This is a genomic window from Luteimonas viscosa, assembly GCF_008244685.1.
In the GTDB taxonomy this organism is placed as follows: domain Bacteria; phylum Pseudomonadota; class Gammaproteobacteria; order Xanthomonadales; family Xanthomonadaceae; genus Luteimonas; species Luteimonas viscosa.
Genome location: NZ_VTFT01000001.1, coordinates 363,384 through 389,623, shown reverse-complemented (window position 1 = coordinate 389,623; position 26,240 = coordinate 363,384). Strand labels below are relative to the sequence as shown.

Here is a 26,240-nt window from a genome sequence, read left to right as displayed (position 1 = left end):
TAGGATCCGAATGTCGCAACAAACCACCATCCGCAAGCTTGCCGCCCTGGTCAACACCCCGGTGGAGAAGCTGCTCGAGCAGTTGTCCGAAGCGGGCATGGCGTTCAGCGACCCCGACCAGGTCGTCACCAGCACCGAGAAGGTCAAGCTGCTCGGTTTCCTGCGCCGCACCCACGGCAAGGCCGACAAGCCGGCCGAGGAAGCGGTAGAGCCGAAGAAGATCACGCTCAACCGCACGCGCAAGCAGGAAATCACCGTGGGCGGCGGCAAGAACCGCGCCACGGTCGACGTGGTGGTGCGCAAGAAGGTCACCCTGGTCAAGCCGAGCGAGACGGCCGACCGGGCCGGTTCCGCCGCCACGCCGGTCGACGACGAGCAGGCCGAGATCCTGCGCAAGCTCGAGGAGTCGCGCCAGCGCAACCTCTCCGAGCAGCAGCGCCTGGCCGAGGAAGACAAGCGTCGCGCCGACGAGGCCGCCGAGCGCAAGCGCCAGGCCGATGCCGAGGCCGAGCGCCTGCGCCAGGAAGCCGAGCTGGCGGCCGTGGTGCCGGCCGGCGAGGATGCTGCCGCCCGCAAGCCGGCCGGCCACGGGCACGGACATCCCAAGCCCGCGCCGCCGCGCAGCGAGGAGCGCGGCACCGGACCCAAGCACAAGGGCAACCGCGGCTCGCACGTGATGGTGGCGGGCGTCGAGGACGACGAGAGCACCGCGCGCTTCGCCGGCCAGCTGCACCTGAGTGCGTCCGAGCGTGCGCGTCGCAGCAGTACCCGCGGCAAGCCCAAGTCGCGTCGCCATGTCGAGCAGTCGCGCAGCGGCGCGGGTCCGCACGGCTTCGAGCGCCCGACCGCGCCGGTGGTGCGCGAAGTCGCCATCGGCGAGGCGATCACGGTCGCCGATCTGGCGCAGAAACTCGCGCTCAAGGGCGGCGACGTGGTCAAGGCGCTGTTCAAGATGGGCGTCATGGCCACGATCACCCAGAGCATCGACCACGACACCGCGGTGCTGGTGGTCGAGGAGCTCGGCCACAAGGCGGTCGCCGCCGAGAGCGACGATGCCGAGTCGGAACTGCTGGCGCATGCCGAGCAGGTGCAGGGCGACCGGGTCGTGCGTCCGCCGGTGGTCACGATCATGGGCCATGTCGATCACGGCAAGACCTCGCTGCTGGACTACATCCGCCGCACCAAGGTCGCCTCGGGCGAGGCGGGCGGCATCACCCAGCACATCGGCGCCTACCACGTCGAGACCGGCAAGGGCGTCATCAGCTTCCTGGACACGCCGGGCCACGCCGCCTTCACCTCGATGCGCGCGCGCGGCGCCAAGCTGACCGACATCGTGATCCTGGTGGTCGCGGCCGACGACGGCGTCATGCCGCAGACGATCGAGGCGATCCAGCATGCGAAGGCGGCCAAGGTGCCGCTGATCGTGGCGATCAACAAGGTCGACAAGTCCGGCGCCGATCCGGAGCGGATCAAGAACGAACTGCTCGCGCACGACATCGTCGCCGAGTCGTTCGGCGGCGACACCCAGATGGTCGAACTCTCGGCCAAGACCGGGCAGGGCGTGGACGAGCTGCTCGACGCGATCTCGCTGCAGGCCGAGGTGCTGGAACTCAGGGCGGTGGCCACGGGTCGCGCCACGGGTACGGTCATCGAATCCTCGCTCGACAAGGGCCGCGGTCCGGTCGCGACCGTGCTGGTGCAGCAGGGCCTGCTGGAGAAGGGCGACTACCTGGTGTGCGGCGTGCAGTACGGCCGCGTGCGTGCGCTGTTCGACGAAACCGGCTCGCAGGTCCCCGCGGCCGGCCCGTCGATTCCGGTGCAGGTGCTGGGCCTGTCTGGCGTGCCCGACGCCGGCGACGATTTCGTGGTGGTCGAGGACGAGCGCCTGGCCAAGGAGGTCGCGCAGCAGCGCGAGGCCAAGCGTCGCGAGATGCGGCTGGTGCAGGCGGCCGGCAACCGCATGGAGGACATCATGGCCCAGATGGGCCAGGGCGAGGCGCAGCAGCAGCTCAACCTGGTCATCAAGGCCGACGTGCAGGGCTCGGTCGAGGCGTTGCGCCAGGCGCTCACCGCGCTCTCGAACGAGCAGATCCGCATCAACGTCATCGTCTCGGGCGTGGGCGGCATCACCGAGTCCGACGCCAATGCCGCGGCGACCGCCAAGGCCACGATCATCGGCTTCAACGTCCGTGCCGACGCCTCGGCGCGCAAGGTGATCGAGAACAGCGGCCTGGACCTGCGCTACTTCTCGATCATCTACGACGTGATCGACCAGGTGAAGCAGGTCGCGTCCGGCCTTCTGGGCGTGGAGATCCGCGAGGAGATCATCGGCATCGCCGAGGTCCGCGACGTGTTCCGCAGCTCGAAGTTCGGCGCCGTTGCCGGCAGCATGGTGGTCGAGGGCGTGGTCAAGCGCTCCAAGCCGATCCGCGTGCTGCGCGACAACACGGTGGTGTTCGAGGGCGAACTGGAGTCGTTGCGCCGATTCAAGGAGAACGTCGACGAGGTGCGCAACGGCACCGAATGCGGCATCGCCGTGAGGGCCTACAACGACGTCCAGCCGGGCGACCAGATCGAATGCTTCGAACGTATCGAGGTGCAGCGGACGCTGTAAGCGTCCGCGGGATTGGGAATTCGGGATTGGATATTCGAAAGAGCGTCTCCGGCCCTGTTCCCCATCCATTTTGCGAATCCCCAGTCCCGAATCCCGAATCCCGAATCCCGAATCCCGTGTCGACGAAATCCTTCCATCGCACCGACCGTGTCGCCGCCCAGCTCCGTCGTGAGCTGGGCACGCTGGTGCGCGCGGCGGTGGCCGAGCACGGGCTGCCGTCGGTGAGCGTGTCGGATGTCGAGGTGACCCGCGACATGGCGCACGCCAAGGTGTTCGTGACCGCATTGCAGGCGGAGCGCGCGGACGAGGCCATGAAGGGGCTGCGCGCGGCGGCGCCCGAAATCCGCTACCGGCTCGCGCGCGCGGTCAAGCTGCGGCACGTGCCGGAACTGCACTTCCATTACGACGATTCCGTCGACCGCGGCGAGCGCATCGACAACCTGCTGCGCGACCTGCCCGACGTGGGCGAGGGCGAGCCGTCGCCATAGGGCGTGGCCTGGCGCGGTACTACCGCACCGCTACCGCATCCCCGGCGGATCATCCCCATCGATCGCCGCCCCCTGCAAGCAGCGCCTTCGGGCTGCGACCCCGAGCCTGCCCTATACAATCCCCCGATGACGGCCCGTCCACGCACGAAGTTCAGGAAGCTCGACGGCATCCTGCTGCTCGACAAGCCGCGCGGCCTCAGTTCGAACCAGGCCTTGCAGCGCGTGCGGCACATGTTCCGTGCGGAGAAGGCGGGCCACACCGGCAGCCTCGATCCGCTCGCCACCGGCCTGTTGCCGGTCTGCTTCGGCGAGGCGACCAAGATCGCCGGCGGCCTGCTCGGCGCACGCAAGGCCTACGACACCGTCGCGCGGCTCGGCATCGTGACCGATACCGACGACGCCGACGGGCAGCCGATCCGCGAGCGCCCGGTGCCCGCGTTGCGGATCCCGCAGATCGACCGGGCGCTCGCTGCGCTGAGCGGCCGCATCCGCCAGCGTCCGCCGATCTACTCCGCGCTCAAGCGCGGCGGCGAACCGCTCTACGCGAAGGCGCGCCGCGGCGAGGTGGTGGAGGTCGAAGAGCGCGACGCGGAGGTGCACGAGTTCAGCCTGCAGTCGGCAGCCGATCTGCTCGACGACCTGCACGGCGTGCCCCCGCAGCTGCGGCTCCACGTCGAATGCGGCTCGGGCACGTATGTCCGCAGCCTGGTACGCGACCTCGGCGAGGCCCTGGGCTGCGGCGCCCATGTCGCCGAGCTGCGGCGGCTGTGGGTCGACCCCTTCAGGGAACCCCGGATGTGGACGCTCGACGAGCTGCAGGCCCTCGGCGCGCGCGGGGATCGCAGCCTGCTCGCCTGCCTGCTGCCGCTGGAGCGGGGGATGGCGTCGTGGCCGCCGATCGACCTGGACGAGGCCCAGGCGCGGCGGCTGGGACGCGGCCAGCCGGTGGAGGGTGCGTTCCACCCGCCGGGCGCCGTGGCCGTGTACGGGCCCGGCGGTCGCGCGCTCGGCCTGGGCGAGGTGGCCGATGGCTGCCTGCGCGCCCGGCGCCTGTTCAGCTGGGCCAGCGCGCAGGCCGCGGCGGGCGCGGGCGGCTGAACTTGTCCGGGTCGCCGGGGACAGCTATAATTTCGCGGCTTTTTTCAAGCACTTCCGTTTGTTCCAGGGAAGTCCGTCCGGGACCTCCCGACCACCCATGACGAACCTGGCGGTACGCCGCATGCGTCGAAGACGCGGCGACGGAATCTGCAGGTTTCGCGACTACGAGGCAATCATGTCCATCGACAACAGCAAGATCATCGAAGAACACGCGCGCGCGGCCAACGACACCGGATCCCCGGAAGTCCAGGTCGCCCTGCTCACCGCCCGCATCGTGCACCTCACCGAGCACTTCAAGACCCACAAGAAGGACCACCACAGCCGGCGCGGCCTGCTGCAGATGGTCAACCGCCGACGCAGCCTGCTCGACTATCTGCACCGGAAGGATGCGAACCGCTACAAGGCGCTGATCGAGAAACTCGGTCTGCGGCGCTAGGACCGACCCCGCCGCGGCGCAGCGATGCGCCGCGGCGTTGTTTTTTGGGCGTGGCGATCGCCGTGCGGTGGTCGCGCCCGGGCAGGATGCCCCTGCAAGCAAGCGGCCACGCCAACGTGGCCATCCGTCCGGGGCATGGGCTCCGTCCGGTTTCATCGATCAAGACTCAAGGACAATCCAACGTGGCGAAAGTGACCAAGACCTTCCAGTACGGCGACCGGACCGTGACCCTCGAGACCGGCGAGATCGCGCGCCAGGCAGGTGGCGCGGTGATGGTGTCGTGCGAAGGCACCGTTCTCCTCGTGAGCGCAGTGGCCAACAAGACCGCGCGCGAAGGGCAGGACTTCTTCCCGCTGACCGTGGACTACCAGGAGAAGTTCTATGCCGGCGGACGCATCCCCGGCGGCTTCTTCAAGCGCGAGGGCCGCCAGACCGAGAAGGAAACGCTGATCTCGCGCCTGATCGATCGCCCGATCCGCCCGCTGTTCCCCGACGGCTTCCGCAACGAAGTCCAGATCATCGCCACCGTGATGTCGATGAATCCCGAGGTCGACGGCGACATTCTCGCCCTGATCGGCGCGTCCGCCGCGCTGTCGCTGTCGGGTGCGCCGTTCGACGGCCCGATCGGCGCCGCCAAGGTCGGCTACAAGGCCGGCCAGTACCTGCTCAACCCGACCGTCAGCGAGCTGAAGGATTCGGAACTGGAGCTGGTGGTCGCCGGTACCGCAGGTGCGGTGCTGATGGTGGAGTCCGAGGCGCGCGAACTGTCCGAGGACGTGATGCTGGGCGCCGTGATGTTCGGCCACCAGCAGATGCAGGTCGCGATCAACGTGATCAACGAACTGGTCGCCGAGGCCGGCAAGCCGAAGTGGACCTGGCAGCCGCCGGCCGCCAACGAAGGCCTGGTGTCGGCGATCCGCACCGCGGTCGGCGAGCAGCTGGCCAGCGCATTCCAGGTGCGCGACAAGCTCCAGCGCCGCGACGCCATCTCGACCGTGAAGAAGGCGATCCTCGAGGCGCTCGCGCCGCAGGCCGAGGCCAATGCCTGGTCGACCGGAGAACTGTCGAAGGAGTTCGGCGAGCAGGAATACCAGACCATGCGCGACTCGGTCCTCAAGACCAAGGTCCGCATCGACGGCCGTGCGCTCGACACCGTGCGCCCGATCAGCTCCAAGGTCGGCATCCTGCCGCGCGTGCACGGCTCGTCGCTGTTCACCCGCGGCGAGACCCAGGCGATCGTCGCCGTGACCCTCGGCACCGCGCGCGACGGCCAGGTCATCGACGCGGTGGCCGGCGAGTACAAGGAACATTTCCTGTTCCACTACAACTTCCCCCCGTACTCGGTGGGTGAGGCGGGCCGCATGATGGGCCCGAAGCGCCGCGAGATCGGCCATGGCCGCCTCGCCAAGCGCGGCGTGCTGGCGGTGATGCCGACGATGGAGGAGTTCCCGTACACGATCCGCGTGGTTTCGGAGATCACCGAATCCAACGGCTCCTCGTCGATGGCCTCGGTCTGCGGTTCGTCGCTGGCGCTGATGGACGCGGGCGTGCCGATCAAGGCGCCGGTCGCGGGCATCGCGATGGGCCTGGTGAAGGAAGGCGACGAGTTCGTCGTGCTGTCCGACATCCTCGGCGACGAGGACCACCTCGGCGACATGGACTTCAAGGTGGCCGGCACCAGCAAGGGCATCTCCGCCCTGCAGATGGACATCAAGATCCAGGGCATCACCGAGGAGATCATGAAGGTCGCCCTGGCCCAGGCCAAGCAGGGCCGGTTGCACATCCTCAAGGAGATGGAGACAGCCCTCACCGCGCCGCGCGCCGAGCTCAGCGAGTTCGCGCCGCGCCTGATCACCATCAAGATCCACCCCGACAAGATCCGCGAAGTGATCGGCAAGGGCGGTTCGGTGATCCAGGCGATCACCAAGGAAACCGGCACCCAGATCGACATCCAGGACGACGGCACCATCACCATCGCCTCGGTCGACGCCGCCGCCGGGCGCGCCGCCAAGGAACGCATCGAGCAGATCACCTCCGACGTCGAGCCGGGACGGATCTACGAAGGCAAGGTCGCCAAGATCATGGACTTCGGCGCGTTCGTCACGATCTCCCCCGGGAAGGACGGGCTGGTCCACGTCTCGCAGATCTCCAGCGAGCGCGTGGAGAAGGTGTCCGACAAGCTCAAGGAAGGCGACCTGGTCAAGGTCAAGGTGCTGGAAGTCGACAAGCAGGGCCGCATCCGCCTGTCGATCAAGGCCGTGGAGGAAGGCGAGGGCGTGGCCGGCGAGTGACCGGCGCGGCACACCAGGCCTCATAAGAAAACGGGCTTCGGCCCGTTTTCCTGTTCCAGCGGACGGAAAATCCGCATCGAGAGCCCGGTGTGCGCTCGCAGCGGGGATCTTCTCTGGCCCCCGATGGAATGCGGCGGCCGGATTCATCCGCGGGCGTTTCGCCGCGACCCCGAACATCCGCGCCCCGAGGTGCCGGGGCGCGGGGCGTGGATGGCTACAGCCGGTGCTGCTGCATCAGCCGGTAGAGCTTCAGACGCAGGCGCAGCAGCGGCTGGGAAAGGCGTTCGGGCATCCGCACCGTCCCGCGACGGTGCCGGATCGGTCCCCCGGATGCAGACCTCACCGTTCCCACCGGCGTCGTCGTCGTCGGCTGCGACTGGCTGCTGATGTTGCCCAGCGGTGCCTGCGCGGCAGGCTGCACTGCGGCGGACGCGCCGCTGGCGCCGGCGAACATGCCCAGCGCGCTGTAGCCGTTGTAGCCCGGGAACACCTCGGCGGTACGGGTATGGCCCATGCGCGCCTGCAACAGTTCGGTGAACACCCGCCTGAAATCCGTGGTCACCGGGACGTCGCCGAAGTAGGGCGACAGGACCTGCGGATCCAGCCCGGGCCAGCTGCCATAGAAGCGTCGGCCGTTCACCGGCCCGCCCAGGACCAGCAGCGGGTTGCCGTATCCGTGGTCGGTGCCGCCGCTGCCGTTCTCGCGCACGCGGCGGCCGAATTCCGACTGCACCACCACCGTCACCCGCGCACCTTCGCCGCCGTTGTTCAACTCCGCGTAGAAGGCGGCGAGTGCCTGCGACAGTTCGCCTACCCGGCCGTGGTAGTAGCCGCCGCCGTCGTTGCCCTGTCCCTCGTGCGTGTCCCAGCCGCCCAGGTCGACCGCGGCATAGCGCAGGCCGAGGTTGAAACGGATCGACTGCGCCACGGTCCACAGCTGCCGGGCGAAGTTCGAGGTGGGCCATCCGGCGGGCAGGGTCGTGGTGAAGGCCTGCTGCGCGACCGTGCGCAGCGCGCCGTCCGCGGCCCGGCCGCTGTGTTCCAGGCCGACGTTGCCCCGCCACATGCTGGCGAGGGTCTCGTTGACGCCACGGAAGCCGGCAGGCGAATTGTCGCGCGCCCGCTGCCATGCGTAGGACCCGGAGTTGAGCTGGAAATCGGTCGGGCTGCCCATGGTCAGCGCCTGGGTGGCGCCGAGCAGGTTGGCCGGCATGCGGCTGTTGACCGCCATGGCCGGCATCACCACGGAAGAGGAACTTCCGGGCTGCGTACCCCAGGCGCGCGCGATCCAGCCCGTGCCGTTGCCCTTGGTGCCCGGCGTGCCGAAGTCCAGGTACTGCTGGGCGTCGAAGTGGCTGCGGGTCACCGTGGTCTGCATGCCGCAGCAGTGCACGATGGCCAGCTTGCCGTCGACCCAGACGTCGCGCAGCCCGCTCGCGGCCGCATGCAGGCCGAAGCCGGTGGCGCTGCCGTTGGCCAGGGTGAGCGGCAGGGCAGCGTTTTCGCCGCTGACCGGCACCGCGATGTCGGGCCGCGCCTGCTGGTAGAAGTCGCGGTCGTTGCCGGACACCGGCACCACGAGGTTGAGCCCGTCGATGCCGCCGCGCAGGAACACGTGGACGATGGTGTCGTACGTGTTGACCGCCGCTTCGGCGGGGCTGGCGAAGAACAACGCGGGTCCGGCGGCGCCGACCGCGGCGGTCGCGCAGCAGCCCTTCAGGAATTCGCGGCGATCGAGTTCGATCCTGGTCATGGTCTCGTCCTCAACGGCTCAGGAATTCGGGGGACATCAGGATCAGCGACACCATGCTGCGGATGCGCTCCTGGTTGTAGTGTCGCTTGAGGTCGTTCTGGTTCCAGCCGTTGGTGTCCTCGATCACGTAGCTGGCCGGGTCGCCGTCCTGCGCGAGGAAGGCGCGCAACGTCGAGACCCGCTGGGACTTGGGCATGTAGCCCAGGATCCGCCTGCACCAGAACTCGACCAGCCGGTTCGCGGTCCACTGCCCGGCCGGCACGCCCGCGCGGGTGGTTTCCATGATCGGCAGCAGCTTGCCGTCGCCGGCGACGTTGTTGGTCTCGGTGAGCCAGTTCAGCAGTTTCCAGGTCATGCCGAAGGTGCTGGCACCGGACCAGGCGGTGGCGAGGTCGGGGTAGCCGTTCGGCGCCGGCCAGTCGTAGGGCTGGTGGCCGGTGAAGCCCAGGCGCCAGTTCAGGTCGTTGCTGCGGTTCTCGTCCAAGGTGTACGTCCAGTCGCATCCGAGCACGCGCAGCGAGGCCGCGACCGCCTCGAACGGGCGTCGCACCTTGCGTCCCCAGGCGTGCTGGGCGACGTCGGACAGCAGGATGTGCCGGAGCGTCTTCCTGATCTGGTCGGGCGCCTGCCAGTTCGCGCGGAACACCGCGGCGGCGCTGTCCACCAGCGCCTGCGGCGGGTCGTCGCCGAGGAAGCGGCGGGCCAGCTTCCTGCAGATGAAGCGCGCGACGCGCGGGTGGCTGGCGATGCGATCGAGGATGTCGCGCCCGTCCTGCAGCGCCGGCCGCTCCGGGTAGATGAAGGTGCCGAGCACGAACTTCGGACCGGAATCGTGCCAGTCGGCGTGATAGTAGAAGTGACCGTCGTCCTTGTTGGCGTGCTGGAATTCCCAGTGGTTGTTGTTCATCGTCCAGCCGGTGAATGCCGCGGCCGTCTCGTACACGTCGATGTCGGTGTAGCCGATCGGGTAGTTGCGATCCTCGGGACAGGGCGGGACTTCGAAGGGATCCATGAACCCGAGGTAGTTTTCCGCGCCGAAGGTGTGCAGTTCCAGCAGTTCCCGCGCGAAGTTCTCGTTCGGTCCGGAGCGGCGGTTCGACTTGTTGTCGAGGTAGATCATCATCGCCGGGCTCTTGGCCACGGCCTCGAGCATGGTGCGGAAGTTGCCGAACGCGTTGGCGCGGATCACGTCGCGATCGTAGTGGCCGTAGACCGGGCAGCAGTCGTAATCGCTGACCATGACGTTGAAATGGTCGTGCCAGAACCCGGTCACCACCTCGAACAACTGCCGCTTCGAGTACACCGCACGCACCAGCGCCTCGCGCTGCACTTCGAAGCCGGGACGCATGCGCACCCCCCACTCGATTCCTTCGGCGCGCACGTGCTCGGACCACTGCTGGGCGAGGGTCTTGTCCAGGGTGTAGTAGCCGGCGGCGGCAAGCCTGGCGTCAACCGCGGCATCGTCGATGGACGCAGGATCGAGCTGGCGGTCCACCCACGCCGTGAGTCGTGCCGGGTCACCGGTCCCGAGCGCGTTGAACTCGGCGATCGACGTCGTCGTCGCGCCGTAGCTCATGTTGTTGAGCACCCGCACGGCGAACGGCGGCTTGGCCAGCGCCAGCAGGCGGCGACGCGAGGACTTCTCCAGTGCGGGCCCCGCAGTGGCAGTGGCCGGGCGGTCCTTGGGGAGGGGCTGGAAGCGCGGTGCGCGGGCAAGCTTGTAGCGTTGGCGGTGCGCGCGCTCGAGCAGGGCGCGTTCCGCCTGTGAAAGGCCTGGCGTCATGATGGTGTCCTGGAAGTCCCCTGCGGGGGAGAGTATCGGTCAGACGGCAGCGGCAGTTGTGATCCCGACCACATTCCCGGCGTCGGATCCCGACCGGCCAGGGCGCGTAACCGCCCCGCCAGCCCCCCCGGCCGCGACGTGTCTACGTTTCCGGCCCTCGCGCCCTGGATGCCGACGCGCAGCGGACACCCGTTCAGACCAGCCCGGTCGCGTAGAACACGCCGATGATCACGAACACCGCGGCGGTCTTGATCAGGGTGATCGCGAAGATGTCCTTGTAGGACTGGCGATGGCTCAGGCCGGTGACCGCGAGCAGGGTGATCACCGCGCCGTTGTGGGGCAGGGTGTCCATACCGCCCGAGGCCATCGAGGCCACCCGGTGCAGCACGTCCATCGGGATGCCTGCCGCCTCGGCATTGGCGATGAAGGTATCGGCCATCGCCGCGAGCGCGATGCTCATGCCGCCCGAAGCCGAGCCGGTGATGCCGGCCAGCGCGGTCACGGTCACGGCCTGGTTGACCAGCGGGTCGGGGATCGCGCCGAGTGCGTTGGCTACCACGAGGAAGCCCGGCAGCGCCGCGATCACCGCGCCGAAGCCGTACTCCGAGGCGGTGTTCATCGACGCCAGCAGGGCGCCGCCGATCGCGCTCCGGGTGCCCTCGGCGAAGCTGGCGAACACCGGCCTCCAGGCGAACACCAGAATCGTGGCGATGCCCACCAGCAGCGCCCCCTGGACTGCCCAGATGGCGGCGATCTTCGGCACTTCCTGCACCACCGGAGCCGCGTTGCCGACCACCGACGGCACGAATTCGTGGGTGGTCCCGTAAGCCTTCGGGATCCAGCGCGTGAACAGCAGGTTGCTCAGGCCGACCAGCAGCAGCGGCAGCAGCGAGACCAGCGGGTTGGCGAGGCGGTCGCCGGCGAACGGCGCGGGTTCGTTGAGCAACGTGGCAGGGTCGCCATAGCCCTCGCCCGCGCGTTGCGCGCTGCGCCGGCGCCACTCGAGGTAGCTCATGCCCACGAGCAGGATGAACACGCCACCCACCGTGCCGAGCACCGGCGCGGCCCATGCCGTGGTGCCGAAGAACGCGGTCGGGATGATGTTCTGGATCTGCGGCGTGCCCGGCAGCGCATCCATCGTGAAGGTGAACGCGCCCAGGGCGATCGCGCCGGGGATGAGGCGCTTGGGGATGTCGCCCTGGCGGAACAGTTCGGCCGCGAACGGATAGACCGCGAACACCACCACGAACAGCGACACGCCGCCGTAGGTCAGCAGGGCGCAGACCAGCACGATCGCGAGCATCGCCCGCTGCGCGCCGACCACCCGGATCGTCGCGGCGACGATCGATTTCGAGAACCCCGAGATCTCGATCAGCTTGCCGAACACCGCGCCCAGCAGGAATACCGGGAAGTACAGCTTCAGGAAGCCGACCATCTTGTCCATGAACAGGCCGGTGAACATCGGCGCCACCAGCGACGGGTCGGTCAGCAGCACCGCGCCCAGCGCCGCGATCGGCGCGAACAGGATCACGCTGTAGCCGCGGTAGGCCACCAGCATCAGGAAGCACAGCGCCGCCAGGACGATCAGGAAATCCATTCGCTATGCCTCGGGCGTGGTGCCGACGGAACCGGCCGCCAGTGTCCGGACCCCCGCCGGCCCGTCCCATTGTCCGAAGGTACGATGCCGCCGCATCGGAGCGGTCCTTAACCTCTGCGCCATGTGGCCGTCCGGCCGCACGCCATGCATCCCGTGGGAGGGGCCGACCGTGAAGCGCAGCAACCCGAAGTACAGCACCCTGAGCCTGGCCATCGCCCTGGGCATGGCCGCGCCCGCCGCGTTCGCACAGGATGCCGGTCCGGATCCTGCGGTCCCGCGCACGTCCGCCACCACCCTGGACGCGGTGACGGTGACCGCGCGTAAGCGCGAGGAGACGCTGCAGGACGTGCCGGTCGCGGTCACCGCGTTCACCGCGGAGACCCTCGACAAGCTCAACATCAAGGACATCGGCGACCTCGATGCCCAGGTCCCGAACCTCACCATCTACGCCGCCCGCGGCTCGACCAGCACGGTGACCGCCTACATCCGCGGCGTCGGCCAGGCCGACCCGCTGTGGGGCGTGGACCCGGGCGTGGGCATCTACCTGGACGACGTCTACATCGCCCGTCCGCAGGGCGCGCTGCTGGACGTGTTCGACGTCGAGCGGATCGAGGTGCTGCGCGGCCCGCAGGGCACGCTGTACGGCAAGAACACCATCGGCGGCGCGATCAAGTACATCTCGCGCGGCCTGCCCACCGAAACCACCGGCTTCGGCTCGATCACCGTGGGCAACTACAACCAGCTCGACGCCAAGGCCGCGATCGGCGGCGCGATCGGCGGCGAGGACAGCGGCCTGCGCGGCCGGGTGGCGGTGGCGAGCATGAACCGCGATGGCTTCGGCACCAACCTGCACAACGGCCAGGAGGTCAGCGACAAGGAGATCAACGCCCTGCGCATGCAGCTCGGCGCGTACTCGCACGAGGACTTCGACGTGCAGTTCGCCTTCGACTGGATCGACGACCAGTCCGGCGTGCGCGGCGCGAAGATGCTGGCCCCCAACACCAATCCGCTTGTGCCCGTGGTCGATGGCGCGCCGATGGACAGCCGCTACGACATCCGCAGCGGCATGCCCAACGTCAACGATACCGAGATGAAAGGGGTGTCGGCCACGGTCAACTGGCGCCCGAACGACGACTGGGCGTTGAAGTACGTGGTCGCCAAGCGCGAATCCGACACCGAGACCAACATCGACTTCGACACCCTGCCGGAGCGGATCGCCGACGTGAAGGCGTTCTACAGCGACCAGCAGGTCAGCCACGAACTGCAGGCCAACTACGACACCGGCGGCCGCGGTCGCGGCGTGGTCGGGCTGTACGCGTTCAACGGCGATGCCGGCGGCCAGGTCCTCAACAACTTCTTCGATCTGTCTTTCGGCGATACCCAGGGCTACGTCAACACCAAGAGCATCGCGCTCTACGGCGACTGGACCTTCGACCTGACCGACCGCTTCAAGCTGGACGTCGGCGCACGCTACACCGACGAGGACAAGCACGCCGTCGCCTACAACATCGGCTACACCGACGACAGCTTCAGCGTGCCCAATGGCGTGGTCGCCGCGAACTTCGACAAGACCGTCAACTTCAAGAACGTCTCGCCCAAGGTCTCGCTCGACTTCCAGCTCACGCCCGACATCATGGTCTACGGTCTGGCCTCGCGCGGCTTCAAATCCGGCGGCTACAACATCCGCGCCAACACCACCGCGGTGCCGCGCTCGGGCGAGCCTTTCGACGACGAGAGCGTGGACAGCTTCGAGATCGGCACCAAGATGGGCCTGCTCGACCAGCGGCTGTTCCTCAACCTGGCCGCGTTCCACAACATCTACGAGGACATCCAGCTGTCGGTGTTCACGGCGCTGCCGGGCGGTGGCTTCTTCGGCGACTTCACCAACGCCGGCAAGGGCACGGTGACCGGCGTCGAGGCCGAGTACCAGTTCATGCCGACGCCCAACTGGCTGCTCAGCGGCAACCTGGCATGGCTGGATGCGAAGTACGACGAGTTCATCAGCGGTGGCGTGGACATCGCCGAGAGCCAGTACTTCACCAACGCACCCGAGTTCTCCGGCGCGATCAACCTCGAATACCGCACCGACCTGGCCAACGGCGGCAACCTCTCGGCGCGCGTGGGCTATTCCTACCAGTCGGAAGTGTGGCCCACCACCGACCTCAGCCCGGTGATCCGGCAGGACGGCTACGGGCTGGTCAACGCCGGCGTGGTCTGGCGCGCCAACGAGGCCTGGTCGTTCTCGCTGCAGGGGACCAACCTGGCCGACGAGGAGTACCGCACCACCGGCTACAACCTGGTCAGCGCTGGCCTGGGCGTGCTCACCGGCTTCTACGGCCCGCCGCGCCAGTACAGCCTGACCGCACGTTACGACTTCTGAGGCCCTCGGGGCGCGGGCGGCGCGCCGTGGCCGCCGCCCGCGTTCCACGGTGTCCCGGCCGCCTGCGGGCACACATTCCGGTTAATATTGCGCGAAGCGTCGTTTCCGCTGCCGCCGCCAGGCGGGCAGGGCGATGTGGCGTGGAATGTGCCTTTGGGGGGGCTCATGATGGACATGTACGGTCCGCTGTTCCGGCGGGTCCTGTTTCCGGCCTATGAATCGGTCCTGCGCCGCCGCGGCACGCTGGCGCACCTCGACGAGTACCAGCGCAGCCAGTGGTTGTCGGCCGATGAGCTGGCGGCCCTGCAGTGGCGGAAGCTCGAGCGGCTGGTGGCGCACTGCTGGGAACAGGTGCCCTACTACCGGACGCGCTGGGCCGGGGCGGGGATCTCGGGTTCGCAGGACATCCGCGGCCCGGACGACTACGCCCGCCTGCCGGTCCTGACCAAGGACGACGTGCGCGCGCATTTCCAAGCGCTGCACGCCCGCGACCATGCCGGGAGGATGCTCTACAAGACCACCGGAGGATCCACCGGCGAGCCGCTCACGATCGGTTACACGCGCGAGAGCTATGAGCGCCGGGTCGCGGTGATGCATCGCGGATACGGCTGGGCGGGCGCGCCCCTGGGCACGCGTGCGCTGTACTTCTGGGGCGAACCGCTGGAGGGAGTGCCGGTCAAGGAACGGCTGATGCAGTGGGCCTTCAACCGGCGCGTGGTCAACGTGTTCGCCATGCGCGACGACGACATGGCCCGGTACGCCGACGCCATCGACGTATTCCAGCCGCGGGTGGTGGTGGCCTATGTCGCGGCCGCCGTGCGGGTGGCGCGCTGGCTGCTGGAGGCCGGCCGCCAGGTGCATCGGCCCGATTCGGTGATCTGTGCCGCGGAACCGCTGGCGCAGCACGAGCGCGAGCTCATCGAGCGCGCCTTCGGCTGCCCCGTGTACAACACCTACGGCTGCCGCGAGGTCATGCTGGTGGCGGCACAGTGCGGTGCGGGCGATGGACTGCATGTCAACGCGGACCATCTGTGCGTGGAACTCGGCGAGCCGGTCGCCGGCGGCGGAGGGAAGCGTCCGGTCCTGCTCACCGACCTGCACAACTACGGCATGCCGTTGATGCGCTACGAGAACGGCGACCTCGCCACCGCGTCCACCACGAGATGTACCTGCGGCCGCGGCCTGCCGATGCTCGCCAGCATCGATGGCCGCACGATGGACGCGCTGCGTGACAGTGCCGGCCATTTCGTGGGTGAATACCTCGAGCATCTGGTGTTCAATACGCCGGGGATCCGTCGCTTCCAGGCGGTGCAGGAACGGTTGGACGTGATCGAGGTGTCGTATGTCGCGGCTGGGGGATTCGACGAGGCCTCCCTGCAGGACATCACGTTCGCGATGCGCGAGGCGTTCGGGGACACGGTGCGGCTCGACTTCCGCCGCACCGGCGACATCCCGCTCACGCCTACCGGCAAGCTGCGCGTGGCGGTCTCCCGGCTCTAGCGGCCGGCCGGCGCCGGGGTTGGGGCCGGTCGCGGCCGCGCAGTACGCGAGTCCGCGGGCGCCGCAGGGAACCGGGTCGTGCTGAGCATCGGACTGGTCGCGGCCGCGGCGACGGTATGGCTGGCCATGCTGTTCGGCACCGCGCTCTTCGCCGAACGCAGCGCGGGCGTGCTGGCCCGGCACTGGAAGCACGTCTATGCGCTGTCCCTGGCCGTGCACTGCACGTCGTGGACGTTCTACGGCACGGTCACCCAGGCGGGCCGCTATGGCTGGCCGCTGCCGCCGACCTTCGTCGGCGCGATCGTGTTCTACGCGTTCGCCGTCTTCTTCCTGATCCGGCTGGTGCGGCTTGCGCGCGAGAGCAACGCTACTTCGCTGGCCGACCTGATCGCCACGCGGCTGGGCAAGGATGCGTGGCTGGCTGCCACGGTCACCCTGGTGGCCGCGCTCGGCCTGGTTCCGTACATCGCGCTGCAGCTGCAGGCGATCACCCAGAGCTTCGCGACGTTGACCGCGAGTGCGGTGCATGGCGGAGACGTCGCGCCGCCACCGTGGCGCGACGGCGCGCTGTACGTCGCGCTGGCCATGGCCCTGTTCGCGATGCTGTTCGGCACCCGCCGGGCGAGCGCCACCGAACACAACCCGGGGCTGGTGCTGGCGATCGCGTTCGAGTCGCTGTTCAAGCTGGTGGCGATGCTGGCGCTGGGCGCGTTCGTCTGGCTCGGGCTGGAAGGCGTGGCGGCCGACGTGCCGCCGCCGCCCGCGCCGGTGGCGTCCTCGGCGGGCGGATTCATGCCGCTGGTGCTGCTCGGCGCGCTGGCGATGTTCATCATGCCCCACCAGTTCCACGTCGGCGTGGTCGAATGCCGCGACGACCGCGACATCCGCACCGCGCGCTGGCTGTTTCCGCTGTACCTGCTGCTGATCGCGATCCCGGCGCTGCCGCTGGCGCGTGCGGGCGAGGCGCTGCTGGGCGGCAGCGTGCCCTCGGACATGTACGCGCTGGCGCTGCCGCTCGCCGCGGGGCACGAGGCGATCGCGCTGCTGGTGTTCCTGGGCGGGCTGAGCGCGGCGACCGGCATGGTGATCGTCAGCACGCTCACGCTGAGCCTGATGATCGGCAACCACTGGTTCGCGCCCGGCCTGCTGCGCGGCGCATGGTCGCGCGGGCGTGGCGACGATCACCGCGGCGCGCTGCTGGCGCTGCGCCGGGGCGGGATCGTCGCGATCATGCTGCTGGGCTGGGTCTACAGCCGGCGGCTGGGGAGCAACGAGGCGCTGGCCGATGTCGGCGCGGTGTCGTTCTCGGCGCTGGCCACGCTGGCGCCGGCGCTGGGCTTCGCGGTCTGGCGACCACAGACGCCGGCACGCGCGGCGGTGGCGGGGGTGCTCGCCGGATTCGCCGCATGGGCCTGGGTGATGCTGCCGCCGATGCTGGCGCCGGGGCAGGCGTGGCTGCAGGCGGGGCCGTGGGGACTGGCGTGGCTGGCGCCCGAATCCCTGTTCGGCCTGACCGGCTGGAGCCGGCTCGGCCGCGCGGTCGGGGTGAGCCTGTTCGTCGGCACCGCGCTCACCGTGCTGGTGGCGGGCCTGCGCAGCACGCCGCATCCCAGCGAGGCGCGCGGCTCCGACCGGCAGACGCTGCGCAACGCCGGTCGCCGCTTCCTGCCGGCGCCGCGCGTCGACGCACTGCTGCGCGAAGCACCCGCGAACGGGCCGGTGCCGGCCGCGATCGAGCTCGGGCTGGAACGCGAACTCGCGGCGGTCCTGGGCAGCGCGTCCGCGCGCCTGCTGCTCGATGCCGCGCGCCGCGACGCCGGTCCCGACCTGGATACCGTCGCCGCGATCGTCGGCGAGGCGTCGCAGGACCTGCGCTTCAACCAGCGCGTGCTCGAGGCGGCGCTCGAGAACATGAGCCAGGGCATCAGCGTGGTCGACAGCGACCTGCGGCTGGTGGCCTGGAACCGCCGCTACCTGGAGCTGTTCGACTATCCCGCCGGGCTGATGCGCGTGGGCGTGCCGGTCGAACGCCTGGTGAGGCACAACCTGCGGCGCGGGCTGATCGGCGCGGTCGACGTCGAGCGCGAAGTCGGGCGGCGCCTGCGCCACATGCGCGCCGGCACGCCTTACCTCGCCGAGCGTCGTTTCCCGGATGGGACGGTGGTCGAGATCCGCGGCAACCCGATGCCCAGCGGCGGCTTCGTGGCGACCTTCACCGACGTGACCGCGTTCCGCGACGCCGAGGCCGAGCTCAAGCGCAGCAACGAGACCCTGGAGTTGCGCGTGGCCGAGCGCACCGAAAGCCTCGACCAGGCGCGGCGCGAGGCCGAGCGCGCGAACGACGCCAAGACCCGGTTCCTCGCCGCGGTCGGCCACGACCTGCTGCAGCCATTGCATGCCGCGCAGCTGTTCACAGATTCGCTGGGCAGGCAGCTGGCGCCGCAGCAGCGGGCCGCGCTTGCGCAGGTGCGCGGCGCGCTCGATTCCACCACCGACCTGTTGACCGGGCTGTTCGACATGTCGCGGCTGGAGGCGGGCGGGCTGGTGCCGCAGCCGCGCGATTTCCCGCTCGCCGAGGTGCTGGAACCGCTCGCCTCGGAGTTCCGCGCGCTGGCGGCGGAGCGGGGGCTGGCGTTCCGCGTCGTCGCGACGGCCGCCTGGGTGCACGGGGATCCGCAGCTGCTGCGGCGCGTGCTGCAGAATTTCCTGGCCAACGCGGTGCGCTACACGGCGGCCGGCGGCGTGCTGCTCGGCTTGCGTCGCGACGGCACGGGACTGCGCGTGGAGGTGCACGACACCGGCCCCGGCATCGAGACCGCGCAACAGGGACCGATCTTCGAGGAGTTCCGACGCGGCGACGGCGCGCCCGGGCAGGGACTGGGGCTCGGGCTCGCAATCGCCGACCGCATCGCGCGCCTGATGCGGGCGCACATCGGGCTGCGCAGCCGGGTGGGTCGCGGCACCGTGTTCTCGCTGCAACTGCCGCGCGCGGAAGCTGCCCATGGCGCCTGGACGGGCAGCCAGCGGACCGGACTGGCCGGCTGCAGGGTGCTGGTGGTGGACAACGATCCGACCGCGCTGGCGGCGCTGCGGGCGTTGCTGGAAGGTTGGGGATGCACGGTCGATGCCGCTGCCGACGGCCCTGCCGCCGAAGCGCTGCTGCAGCGGCACGCGTCGTCGCTCTGGCTGCTCGACTACCACCTGGACGACGGCGATACCGGCGTCGCCCTGCACGCGCGCCTGGCAGCGCGCTTCGGTGCCAGGCCGACGCTGATCCTCAGCGCCGACGACAGCGGCGAGGTGCGCCGCGCCGCGCTGGAGCACGACCTGGCGCTGCTGCGCAAGCCGGTGCGCCCGCTGGCGCTCAAGTCCACGCTCGACCGGCTGCGCGCGATGCGCATGGCGTGAGGTGGGCGAGGCGGGTGGTCGCCGCACGGGCGCCGCATCGCTACCATGCGCGGCTGTGCTCCGCAGGACCGTCGCGCATGCCCTACACCCCGATCGTCGCCACCCTCGGCTACGTGCTCTCGCCCGATCGGCGCAAGGTGCTGATGGTCCATCGCAACGCGCGCCCGGACGACCACCAGCTCGGCAAGTACAACGGCCTGGGCGGCAAGCTAGAAGCCGACGAGGACGTGGTCGCGGGCATGCGCCGCGAGATCCGCGAGGAAGCGGGGATCGACTGCGAGGCGATGTCGCTGCGCGGCACGATCAGCTGGCCGGGTTTCGGCCGGCACGGCGAGGACTGGCTGGGCTTCGTGTTCCTCGTCACCGGATACCGCGGTGAACCCTTCGCCTCGAATCCGGAAGGCACGCTGGAATGGGTGGAGGTGGCGCGCCTGGGCGAGTTGCCGCTGTGGGACGGCGACCGCCACTTCCTGCCCCTGGTGTTCGACGACGACCCACGCGCGTTCCACGGGGTGATGCCGTATCGCGACGGCCGGATGGTGTCCTGGCAGGTGTCGAGGATCTGAGCCGCGGAACGCGCGCGCTCAGCGCAGCGCGACGGTGTCCGCCGGCGCCTGGATGCTCAGCGCCTGGCCGGGCTCGATCCGTTCCGCGCCGCGCACCACCAGGCGGTCGCCGGGCGCGACACCGCCGGTGACCTCGATCATGCCGTCGATCTCGTCGCCGGCCAGCACCGGCAGGCGTTCGGCCCGGTTGGCCGCGCTGGCGCGCACCACGAAATCGCCCTCGCGGCGCAGCACCAGCGCATCGCGCGGCACCGCCACCACGCTGCGCGGTGGCGCGCTCGGCAGGCCCACGCTCAGCGCACTGCCCACGGGCAGCACGTCCGCGTCGACGGCGATCCGCAGTTCCACCTGGCGCGAGGCTTCGTCGCCGACCGGCACCAGTGCGCTGACCCGCGCCTCGCGCTCTTCGTCGCCATCGCGCAGGCGCACGCTCGCGCCGGGCGCGAGGTGGCGCGCCAGGGCGACGGGCGCGTGCGTGCGGACTTCGCGTGCGCCGGTGTCGACCAGGCGCGCGACCGGGTCGCCCGGCTGCAGGTATTCGCCCGGCTGCGCCAGCCGTTCGGCGACCACCCCGTCGAACGGCGCGCGCACCAGCATCCGCGAGCGCTGGTGGCGGATGCTGTCGCGCTGGGCCCGGGCGCGCGCCAGTTCCTGCACCAGCACGTCGCGATCGGCGCGCTGCTGTTCGTACTGCGCGCGCGCCACGCTGCGTTGCTCGGCCAGCGTGGCGAAGCGGCGTTCCTGCGCCTGCGCCAGTTCCAGCTGCGCCTGGACGCGGGCGATCACCGACCCGCTCTCGCGCTCCGCCAGCCGCAACGCGGCATCGTCGAGCGCGGCGAGCGGCTGGCCGGCGCGGACGTGCTCGCCGACCGCGGCGCTGCGCAGGACCCGACCGGCCACGTCCGCCGCCACCCGCGCGTCGTTGCGGCTGACGACGCTGCCCGGGGCCCAGTGGTAGGGGCGGAACTCGGCGCGCACCGCGGGCGCGACGCTGACGACCGCAGGTGGCGCTTCGCGCGCGGCCGGCGGGGCATCGTCGGCGAAACCCTGGCGCAGGCTGAGGATGAGGGTGCTGGCGAGCACGCTGGCGAGCAGGGCGGCATGCACGGGACGCATGGGAATCTCCACGAAAAGGGCTCAGGCGGGTGCCTGGACCAGGGAATCGCCGGCGACGGAGGGGCGTGGCACGCGTGCCGCGGCCAGGCGCATCAGCGCCGGCACCAGCACCACCGTGAACAGCAGGCTCAGGGCCACGCCGCCGACCGACACGGCCGCCAGGCCCCGATAGATCACCGCGCCCGGTCCGGGATTGACGGCCATCGGCAGCGCGCCGAGCACGCCGGTGAGCGCGGCGATCAGGATCGGGCGCAGGCGCTGCTCGAGCGCCTGGCGCAGCGCCTCCTCCAGCGAGGCGCCGCCGGCCTGCGCCTCGCGCGCCTGCGCCACCAGCAGGATGGCGTTGTTGATCACCATGCCCAGCAGCAGGATGAAGCCGATCATCGACAGCAGGTCGAGCGTCTGGCCTGCCGCGAGGTCGAGCACGCGCAGCCCGGCGACGCCGCCGAGCAACGCCAGCGGCAGGGTCGCCATCACCACCGCGCTGTCGCGCAGCGAGCGGAACATCGCCGTCATCAGCAGGAACAGCACCAGCAGGGCGATGGCGAAGTTGCTGGCCATGTTGCCGACCACTTCGTCGAGCCGGTCGGCGCTGCCCGACACGCGCACGGTGGCATCGTCTGGCAGGGTCTCGCGCAGCGCCGGCACGATCTCGTCGTCGACGATGCGCAGCGCCTGCTCCAGCGACATCGCCTGCGGCGGATCGACCGTCAGGGTGACGGTGCGGCGGCGATCGATGCGGCGCAGCTGGTTGGGGGCGATCACCGTGTCGACGTTTGCCAGTTCGCCCAGCGTGAGCACGCCGCCGAGCGGGGTCGCCAGCGGCGCGGCTTCCACGCGCTCCGGATCCGCATGCTGGCCGCGCAGGATGATCGCCAGGCGGCGCTCGCCGTCGAAGTGCTCGCCCAGCCACTGCCCTTCTCCGAGCGTGCGGACGATCGTGCCGAGCTCGCTGCGCTGCCAGCCCGATTCGGCCAGGCGCCGGTCGTCGGGCGAGATGCGCAGCTCGGGCGTGCCCGCGTCGACGTTCGGGAAGGACTGCACGTTTGCGCCGGGGAAGCGGTCGCCCAGGGCGCGCCTGCCCGATTCGGCGGCGCGCGCCAGCGCCTCGCCATCGCCGTGCTGCAGGTGGATCGCGATCGCGCGCGCCGAGCCGCCGAAGCCGCCGAACAGTTCGCCTTCGCTGGCGAAGGCACGCGTGTCGGGAAATCCCGTTACGATCTCGTCGCGGACGATGCGCTCGAGTTCGCCGATGTCCGCCGGATCGACCACGCGCGCGCCCAGCGTGCCGCCGCCGGGCCACAGGTTCAGGTACCAGTTGCTGAGCCGGGGCCCGCGCTCGCCCTCGAGATAGGGACGCATGCGTTCCAGCAGCACCGGCGCGATCTCGCGGTCGACGCGGGCCGGACTCATGCCGGGCGGGAAGGTGAAGAACGCATCGACCGCGGCGCGCTTGACCGGTGGCAGGTAGTCGATCTGCGGCACCAGCAGCACCGCCAGCAGCAGCGGCGCCGGCACCAGCGCGACGACCCACATCCACTGGCGACGTCGCGTGGCGGTGGTGCGCAGCGCCCAGTCGCCGACCCGGCTCCAGCCCCGGGGTTGCCCATCGCGCGGGCGCGAGCGCAGCCAGGTTCCGGCCGCGACCGGCAGCACGGTCACCGCGACCAGCAGCGAGATGCCCACCGCGATCGAGATCGTCAGCGCCAGGTCCGCGAACAGCTGGCCTTCCACGTCGCGCATGAAGATCACCGGCAGGAACACCGCCACCGTGGTCAGCGTGGAGGCGACCAGCGCGCCGCCGACCTGGCGCGTGCCCTCCAGCGCTGCGCGCGCCGCCGGCACGCCCTGTTCGCGCAGGCGCACGATGTTCTCGGCCACCACCACCGCGGCGTCCATCACCATGCCCACCGCGAAGGCCAGGCCTGCGAGCGAGATCACGTTGAGGCTGCGGCCGGTGAGCTGCAGCACGATGAAGGTGGCCAGCAGGCAGATCGGGATGGCGCAGGCGATCAGCGCGGTGGCGCGTACGTCGCGCAGGAACCACCACAGGCAGCCGACAGCGAGCAGTATCCCGGCGAACAGGCTGCCCGACAGCAGCCCGATGGCGCGGTGGATGAACACCGAGGCGTCGAAGCTCTGGGCGATGTCCAGGCCCAGCGGCAGCAGCTCCTCCTCGCGCAGGTCGGCCACCTCGCGCTTGACCTCGTCGAGCGTGGCCAGCACGTTGGCGTCGTGGGTGCGCAGGATCCGCAGCCCGATCGCCGGGTTTCCGTTCTGGTAGGCGAAGAAGCGCTGTTCGGGGCGCTTCACCTCGACCGTGGCGACGTCGGCCAGGCGCACCGGGCGACCCTCGCGCCAGGCCAGGACCAGCTCGCCCATCGCCTCGGGCGAATAGCGGCCGGCGAAGCGCAGCACGTATTCGCGCCGCCCGGCCTCGACCACGCCGCCCGACACGTCGGTGGCGCGCGCCGCGACCGCGGCCACGTCCGGCACCCGGATGTCCATCGCGGCCGCGCGCGCCAGGTCGAGGGTGATGGTGAGTTCCTCCGGCGCACCGCCGTTGATCGCGACGCCGGCCACGCCCTGCACCGAAGTCAGGCGCGGCACGATGCGGTCCTCGATCATCTGCCGGTAGTCGCGGATGTCGCCCGGCGTGTCCGGCAGCTTCTGCACGAAGAAGTAGGTCAGCGAATCGTTGGCGTTGTCTGCGCCGGCCTGGACCACCGGCGGCGTGGCGTCGCGCGGCAGTGGCGGCAGCCGGTTCATGCGCGCGAGCACCTCGACCAGCATCGCGTCCATGTCGCTGCCGATCGCGAACGTCAGGTTGATCGCGCTGAAACCCGTGTTGACGTTGGAGGCGATCTCCTCGATCCCGGGCAGTCCCTGCAGCACGGTTTCGATGGGTTCGACGATCTCCGATTCCATCTCCTGCGGCGAGGCCGCGCGCCATGCCGTCTGGATCGACATCTGCGGCCGCTCGATGTCGGGGAACAGCTGCAGCGGCAGCTTGCCCAGGCTGAGCAGGCCGAAGGCGCATGCCAGCGCCACGACCACGGCGACCGCGGCCGGGTTGCGCAGCGAGGCTTCGGTGAGTTTCATCGGCGCTCCGGACGGGGGTCGGCGGCGCGCACGATGCGCCGGTGCCGACGGCCGGCGATGGCCCGGAAGTCATGCGCGTGGCGGTTCCGCGGCGAAGCGTTGCGAAGCCGCGACGAGGCGCGGCGGCCGCGCGTTCAGAGCAGGATCGGCAGCTTGTCGCGATGGCTGCGCGAGAGCTTGAGTTCCTGGCCGCAGTCGAGCCGCAGGAAGCTCTCGCCGTTGCTGTGCGGGCGCAGCTCGACCACCCGGCTGGCGTTGACGATCGTCGAGCGGTGGATGCGGGGGAAACGCTGCGGATCCAGCTGGCGTTCCATCTCGCGCATCGTCGCGCGCAGCACCAGGGTCTCGCCGGCGCCCGCCTTGCCGTCGACGTGCAGGCACATGTAGTCGCCGGCCGCGTCGATCCAGCGGATGCTGCGCAGGTCGACGCGGATGGTGCGATGGCCGTCGCGCACCGCGAGCTTCTCCTCGCGGCGCAGCCGCTCGATCGCATCGGGCAGCAACGCCTCTTCGAGCCGCAGCGGCGCCCGCCCGCTCAGTTCTCCCAGCAGCTCGAGCAATTGCCCGCAATGGGCGCCTGCCTCGCGTTGCGCGCGCACCTCGCGCACGCGCGCCAGCGCTTGCGCCAGGCGGCTGTCCTCGACCGGCTTGAGCAGGTAGTCGGCCGCCGAAGCCTCGAACGCCCGGATGGCGTAGTGGTCGAACGCGGTCACGAACACCACCAGCGGCATCTCGCTGGCGGGGATGCGGCGCAGCGTCTCGAAGCCGTCCACGCCGGGCATCTGCACGTCCAGGAACAGCAGGTCCGGCCGATCGTCGCGCAGTGCGGCCAGCGCCGCCGCGCCGTCGCCGTACTGGCCGACGATCTCGACGTCGGGGTGCGCCTGCAGGCGAAGCTCGAGGCCGCGCCGGGCCAGCGGCTCGTCGTCGACGATCATCGTCCGCAGTCGCGGCGGTGGAGTGGAGCGGTTCGACGTTGCGGTATCCACTGCCGTCAGTCCCGGATCGCCTGCGAGGTCTCGAACGGAAGGCGCAACGTGACCTCGATGCCGGGATCGAGGTTGCGGATCGACAGCGACCCGGCGTCGCCGTAAAGCACCGACAGCCGCTCTCTCGTGTTGCGCAGGCCGACGCCCTTGCCGGCCGGCGCCTGGCCGCCTTCCAGGCTGCCGCACCCGGGACCGTCGTCGGCCACGGTCAGCACCAGTTGCGGGCCCTCGCGGCGCGCGCCGATGCGCAGCACGCCGCCCGCGACCTGGCGGGCGACCGCGTACTTGATCGCGTTCTCGACCAGCGGCTGCAGCAGCAGGCTGGGCAGCAGCGCGCGCCAGCAGTCCTCGTCGATGCGGGTCTCCACCCGCAGCCGTTCGGCGAAACGGATCCGTTCGATGTCGAGATAGAGCGTCAGCGCGTCGAGTTCCTGGCGCAGGGTGACGCGCTGCATCGGGTCGTTGTCCAGCGAATGCCGCAGGAACGCCGACAGGCCCTGGACCATGCGGTTGGCGGTGGCGTTGTCGCGGTCCAGGATCAGGGTGGAGATCGCGTTGAGCGTGTTGAACAGGAAATGCGGGTTGAGCTGGTAACGCAGCATCTTCAGCTGCGCCTGGTGGGCGATGCTGCGCGCGGCCAGGGTGCGCTCAGTTTCGCCCTGCAGCTGGCGGTAGTAGCGGATGCCCAGGTACAGGCCCACCCACGCCAGCAGCACGTAGATGTAACCCAGCGCGTAGGCGACGAAGGCGACCCGGTTCGCCGGCTTGCAGGTCTCGCAGAACTCCACCAGCACCGCGCGCGTGGTCGCGTCCATCAGCGCCGACGCGGCCAGCACCGGCACCACCATCGCCAGCGCCAGCCGTCCGGGCGGCAGGTGCCAGAACAGCCGCAGCAGCACCCGCAACGCGAGGGTGGCGGTGGCGCCGGTGGCGGCCGCGGTCAGAGGCACCACCCAGTAGCCGGGTGGCTTGTCGTGGGCGATGGCCGCGAGGTAGCCCAGGGCGAAGTACGCCGACCAGCCGCCGATGTGCAGCAGCCAGAACAGCTGCTGGCGCGGAAGCGCCAGCGGGCGTGGCAGGGCGATGGACATCGGGCTGGCTTCCGGGCGCAACTGCGGC

At 70.1% G+C, this 26,240-nt stretch carries 16 protein-coding genes; 9 read left to right on the top strand and 7 right to left on the bottom strand.

Going from position 1 to position 26,240, the window contains the following annotated elements; translation table 11 throughout:
• Window positions 1–10: 10 nt before the first annotated feature.
• From infB to pnp, 5 genes are all read left to right on the top strand, one after another.
• Entirely contained in the window at window positions 11–2,614 is a 2,604-nt protein-coding gene (gene infB / locus FZO89_RS01800) for a translation initiation factor IF-2 (protein WP_187471006.1), read from the top strand.
• Between the two features lie 116 nt (window positions 2,615–2,730).
• Window positions 2,731–3,102: a 30S ribosome-binding factor RbfA gene (rbfA, locus tag FZO89_RS01795; protein ID WP_187471005.1), complete on the top strand. Its 372-nt coding sequence runs from the start codon at window positions 2,731–2,733 to the stop codon at window positions 3,100–3,102.
• Window positions 3,103–3,228: 126 nt separating this feature from the next.
• Window positions 3,229–4,200, top strand: coding sequence for a tRNA pseudouridine(55) synthase TruB (gene truB, locus FZO89_RS01790; protein ID WP_149101654.1), 972 nt, complete (start codon window positions 3,229–3,231; stop codon window positions 4,198–4,200).
• 175 nt (window positions 4,201–4,375) lie between these two features.
• Window positions 4,376–4,636 carry a 30S ribosomal protein S15 gene (gene rpsO, locus FZO89_RS01785; protein ID WP_149101653.1) on the top strand — a complete coding sequence of 87 codons (261 nt, stop codon included), beginning with the start codon at window positions 4,376–4,378 and terminating at the stop codon, window positions 4,634–4,636.
• 182 nt (window positions 4,637–4,818) lie between these two features.
• Entirely contained in the window at window positions 4,819–6,927 is a 2,109-nt protein-coding gene (gene pnp, locus FZO89_RS01780; protein WP_149101652.1) for a polyribonucleotide nucleotidyltransferase, read from the top strand.
• Between the two features lie 214 nt (window positions 6,928–7,141).
• Here pnp and FZO89_RS01775 read toward each other — a convergent pair whose 3' ends face one another.
• The 3 genes from FZO89_RS01775 to FZO89_RS01765 form a co-directional block, all read right to left on the bottom strand.
• Window positions 7,142–8,680: a DUF1501 domain-containing protein gene (locus tag FZO89_RS01775; RefSeq protein WP_149103987.1), complete on the bottom strand. Its 1,539-nt coding sequence runs from the start codon at window positions 8,678–8,680 to the stop codon at window positions 7,142–7,144.
• A 10-nt stretch (window positions 8,681–8,690) separates the two neighbouring features.
• Window positions 8,691–10,463, bottom strand: coding sequence for a DUF1800 domain-containing protein (locus FZO89_RS01770; RefSeq protein ID WP_149101651.1), 1,773 nt, complete (start codon window positions 10,461–10,463; stop codon window positions 8,691–8,693).
• Window positions 10,464–10,656: 193 nt separating this feature from the next.
• Window positions 10,657–12,060: a GntP family permease gene (locus FZO89_RS01765; protein ID WP_149101650.1), complete on the bottom strand. Its 1,404-nt coding sequence runs from the start codon at window positions 12,058–12,060 to the stop codon at window positions 10,657–10,659.
• A 223-nt stretch (window positions 12,061–12,283) separates the two neighbouring features.
• Between FZO89_RS01765 and FZO89_RS01760 the strand changes: the two genes are divergently transcribed.
• The 4 genes from FZO89_RS01760 (at window position 12,284) to FZO89_RS01745 (ending at window position 19,914) form a co-directional block, all read left to right on the top strand.
• Window positions 12,284–14,440, top strand: a complete 2,157-nt coding sequence (locus tag FZO89_RS01760; protein WP_149103986.1) for a TonB-dependent receptor — start codon at window positions 12,284–12,286, stop codon at window positions 14,438–14,440.
• A 168-nt stretch (window positions 14,441–14,608) separates the two neighbouring features.
• Window positions 14,609–15,940, top strand: a complete 1,332-nt coding sequence (locus tag FZO89_RS01755; RefSeq protein ID WP_262378478.1) for a phenylacetate--CoA ligase family protein — start codon at window positions 14,609–14,611, stop codon at window positions 15,938–15,940.
• Between the two features lie 78 nt (window positions 15,941–16,018).
• The gene (locus tag FZO89_RS01750; RefSeq protein WP_149101648.1) at window positions 16,019–19,348 is read left to right on the top strand and encodes a PAS-domain containing protein; all 3,330 of its coding nucleotides are present in this window, start codon (window positions 16,019–16,021) and stop codon (window positions 19,346–19,348) included.
• Between the two features lie 77 nt (window positions 19,349–19,425).
• On the top strand, window positions 19,426–19,914 hold the full coding sequence (locus FZO89_RS01745; RefSeq protein ID WP_149101647.1) for an NUDIX hydrolase: 489 nt from the start codon (window positions 19,426–19,428) through the stop codon (window positions 19,912–19,914).
• Between the two features lie 18 nt (window positions 19,915–19,932).
• Here FZO89_RS01745 and FZO89_RS01740 read toward each other — a convergent pair whose 3' ends face one another.
• From FZO89_RS01740 to FZO89_RS01725, 4 genes are all read right to left on the bottom strand, one after another.
• A complete protein-coding gene (locus tag FZO89_RS01740; RefSeq protein WP_149101646.1) occupies window positions 19,933–21,030 on the bottom strand; it encodes an efflux RND transporter periplasmic adaptor subunit in 1,098 nt (365 codons plus the stop codon).
• Between the two features lie 21 nt (window positions 21,031–21,051).
• Window positions 21,052–24,132, bottom strand: coding sequence for an efflux RND transporter permease subunit (locus FZO89_RS01735; protein ID WP_149101645.1), 3,081 nt, complete (start codon window positions 24,130–24,132; stop codon window positions 21,052–21,054).
• A gap of 134 nt (window positions 24,133–24,266) precedes the next feature.
• Window positions 24,267–25,070 (bottom strand): LytR/AlgR family response regulator transcription factor, encoded by an 804-nt coding sequence (locus tag FZO89_RS01730; RefSeq protein WP_149101644.1) that lies wholly within the window; start codon window positions 25,068–25,070, stop codon window positions 24,267–24,269.
• A gap of 56 nt (window positions 25,071–25,126) precedes the next feature.
• On the bottom strand, window positions 25,127–26,212 hold the full coding sequence (locus tag FZO89_RS01725) for a sensor histidine kinase (protein WP_187471004.1): 1,086 nt from the start codon (window positions 26,210–26,212) through the stop codon (window positions 25,127–25,129).
• Between the last annotated feature and the right edge of the window lie 28 nt (window positions 26,213–26,240).

Excerpts from the sequence above, each read along its gene's own strand:
- truB (WP_149101654.1), top strand. The coding sequence starts at position 3,229 with ATGACGGCCCGTCCACGCACGAAGTTCAGGAAGCTCGACGGCATCCTG.
- FZO89_RS01745 (WP_149101647.1), top strand. The coding sequence starts at position 19,426 with ATGCCCTACACCCCGATCGTCGCCACCCTCGGCTACGTGCTCTCGCCC.
- FZO89_RS01740 (WP_149101646.1), bottom strand. The coding sequence starts at position 21,030 with ATGCGTCCCGTGCATGCCGCCCTGCTCGCCAGCGTGCTCGCCAGCACC.
- FZO89_RS01770 (WP_149101651.1), bottom strand. The coding sequence starts at position 10,463 with ATGACGCCAGGCCTTTCACAGGCGGAACGCGCCCTGCTCGAGCGCGCG.
- infB (WP_187471006.1), top strand. The coding sequence starts at position 11 with ATGTCGCAACAAACCACCATCCGCAAGCTTGCCGCCCTGGTCAACACC.
- FZO89_RS01725 (WP_187471004.1), bottom strand. The coding sequence starts at position 26,212 with ATGTCCATCGCCCTGCCACGCCCGCTGGCGCTTCCGCGCCAGCAGCTG.
- rpsO (WP_149101653.1), top strand. The coding sequence starts at position 4,376 with ATGTCCATCGACAACAGCAAGATCATCGAAGAACACGCGCGCGCGGCC.
- FZO89_RS01760 (WP_149103986.1), top strand. The coding sequence starts at position 12,284 with ATGGCCGCGCCCGCCGCGTTCGCACAGGATGCCGGTCCGGATCCTGCG.
- FZO89_RS01765 (WP_149101650.1), bottom strand. The coding sequence starts at position 12,060 with ATGGATTTCCTGATCGTCCTGGCGGCGCTGTGCTTCCTGATGCTGGTG.
- FZO89_RS01735 (WP_149101645.1), bottom strand. The coding sequence starts at position 24,132 with ATGAAACTCACCGAAGCCTCGCTGCGCAACCCGGCCGCGGTCGCCGTG.
- FZO89_RS01730 (WP_149101644.1), bottom strand. The coding sequence starts at position 25,070 with ATGATCGTCGACGACGAGCCGCTGGCCCGGCGCGGCCTCGAGCTTCGC.
- FZO89_RS01755 (WP_262378478.1), top strand. The coding sequence starts at position 14,609 with ATGGACATGTACGGTCCGCTGTTCCGGCGGGTCCTGTTTCCGGCCTAT.
- FZO89_RS01775 (WP_149103987.1), bottom strand. The coding sequence starts at position 8,680 with ATGACCAGGATCGAACTCGATCGCCGCGAATTCCTGAAGGGCTGCTGC.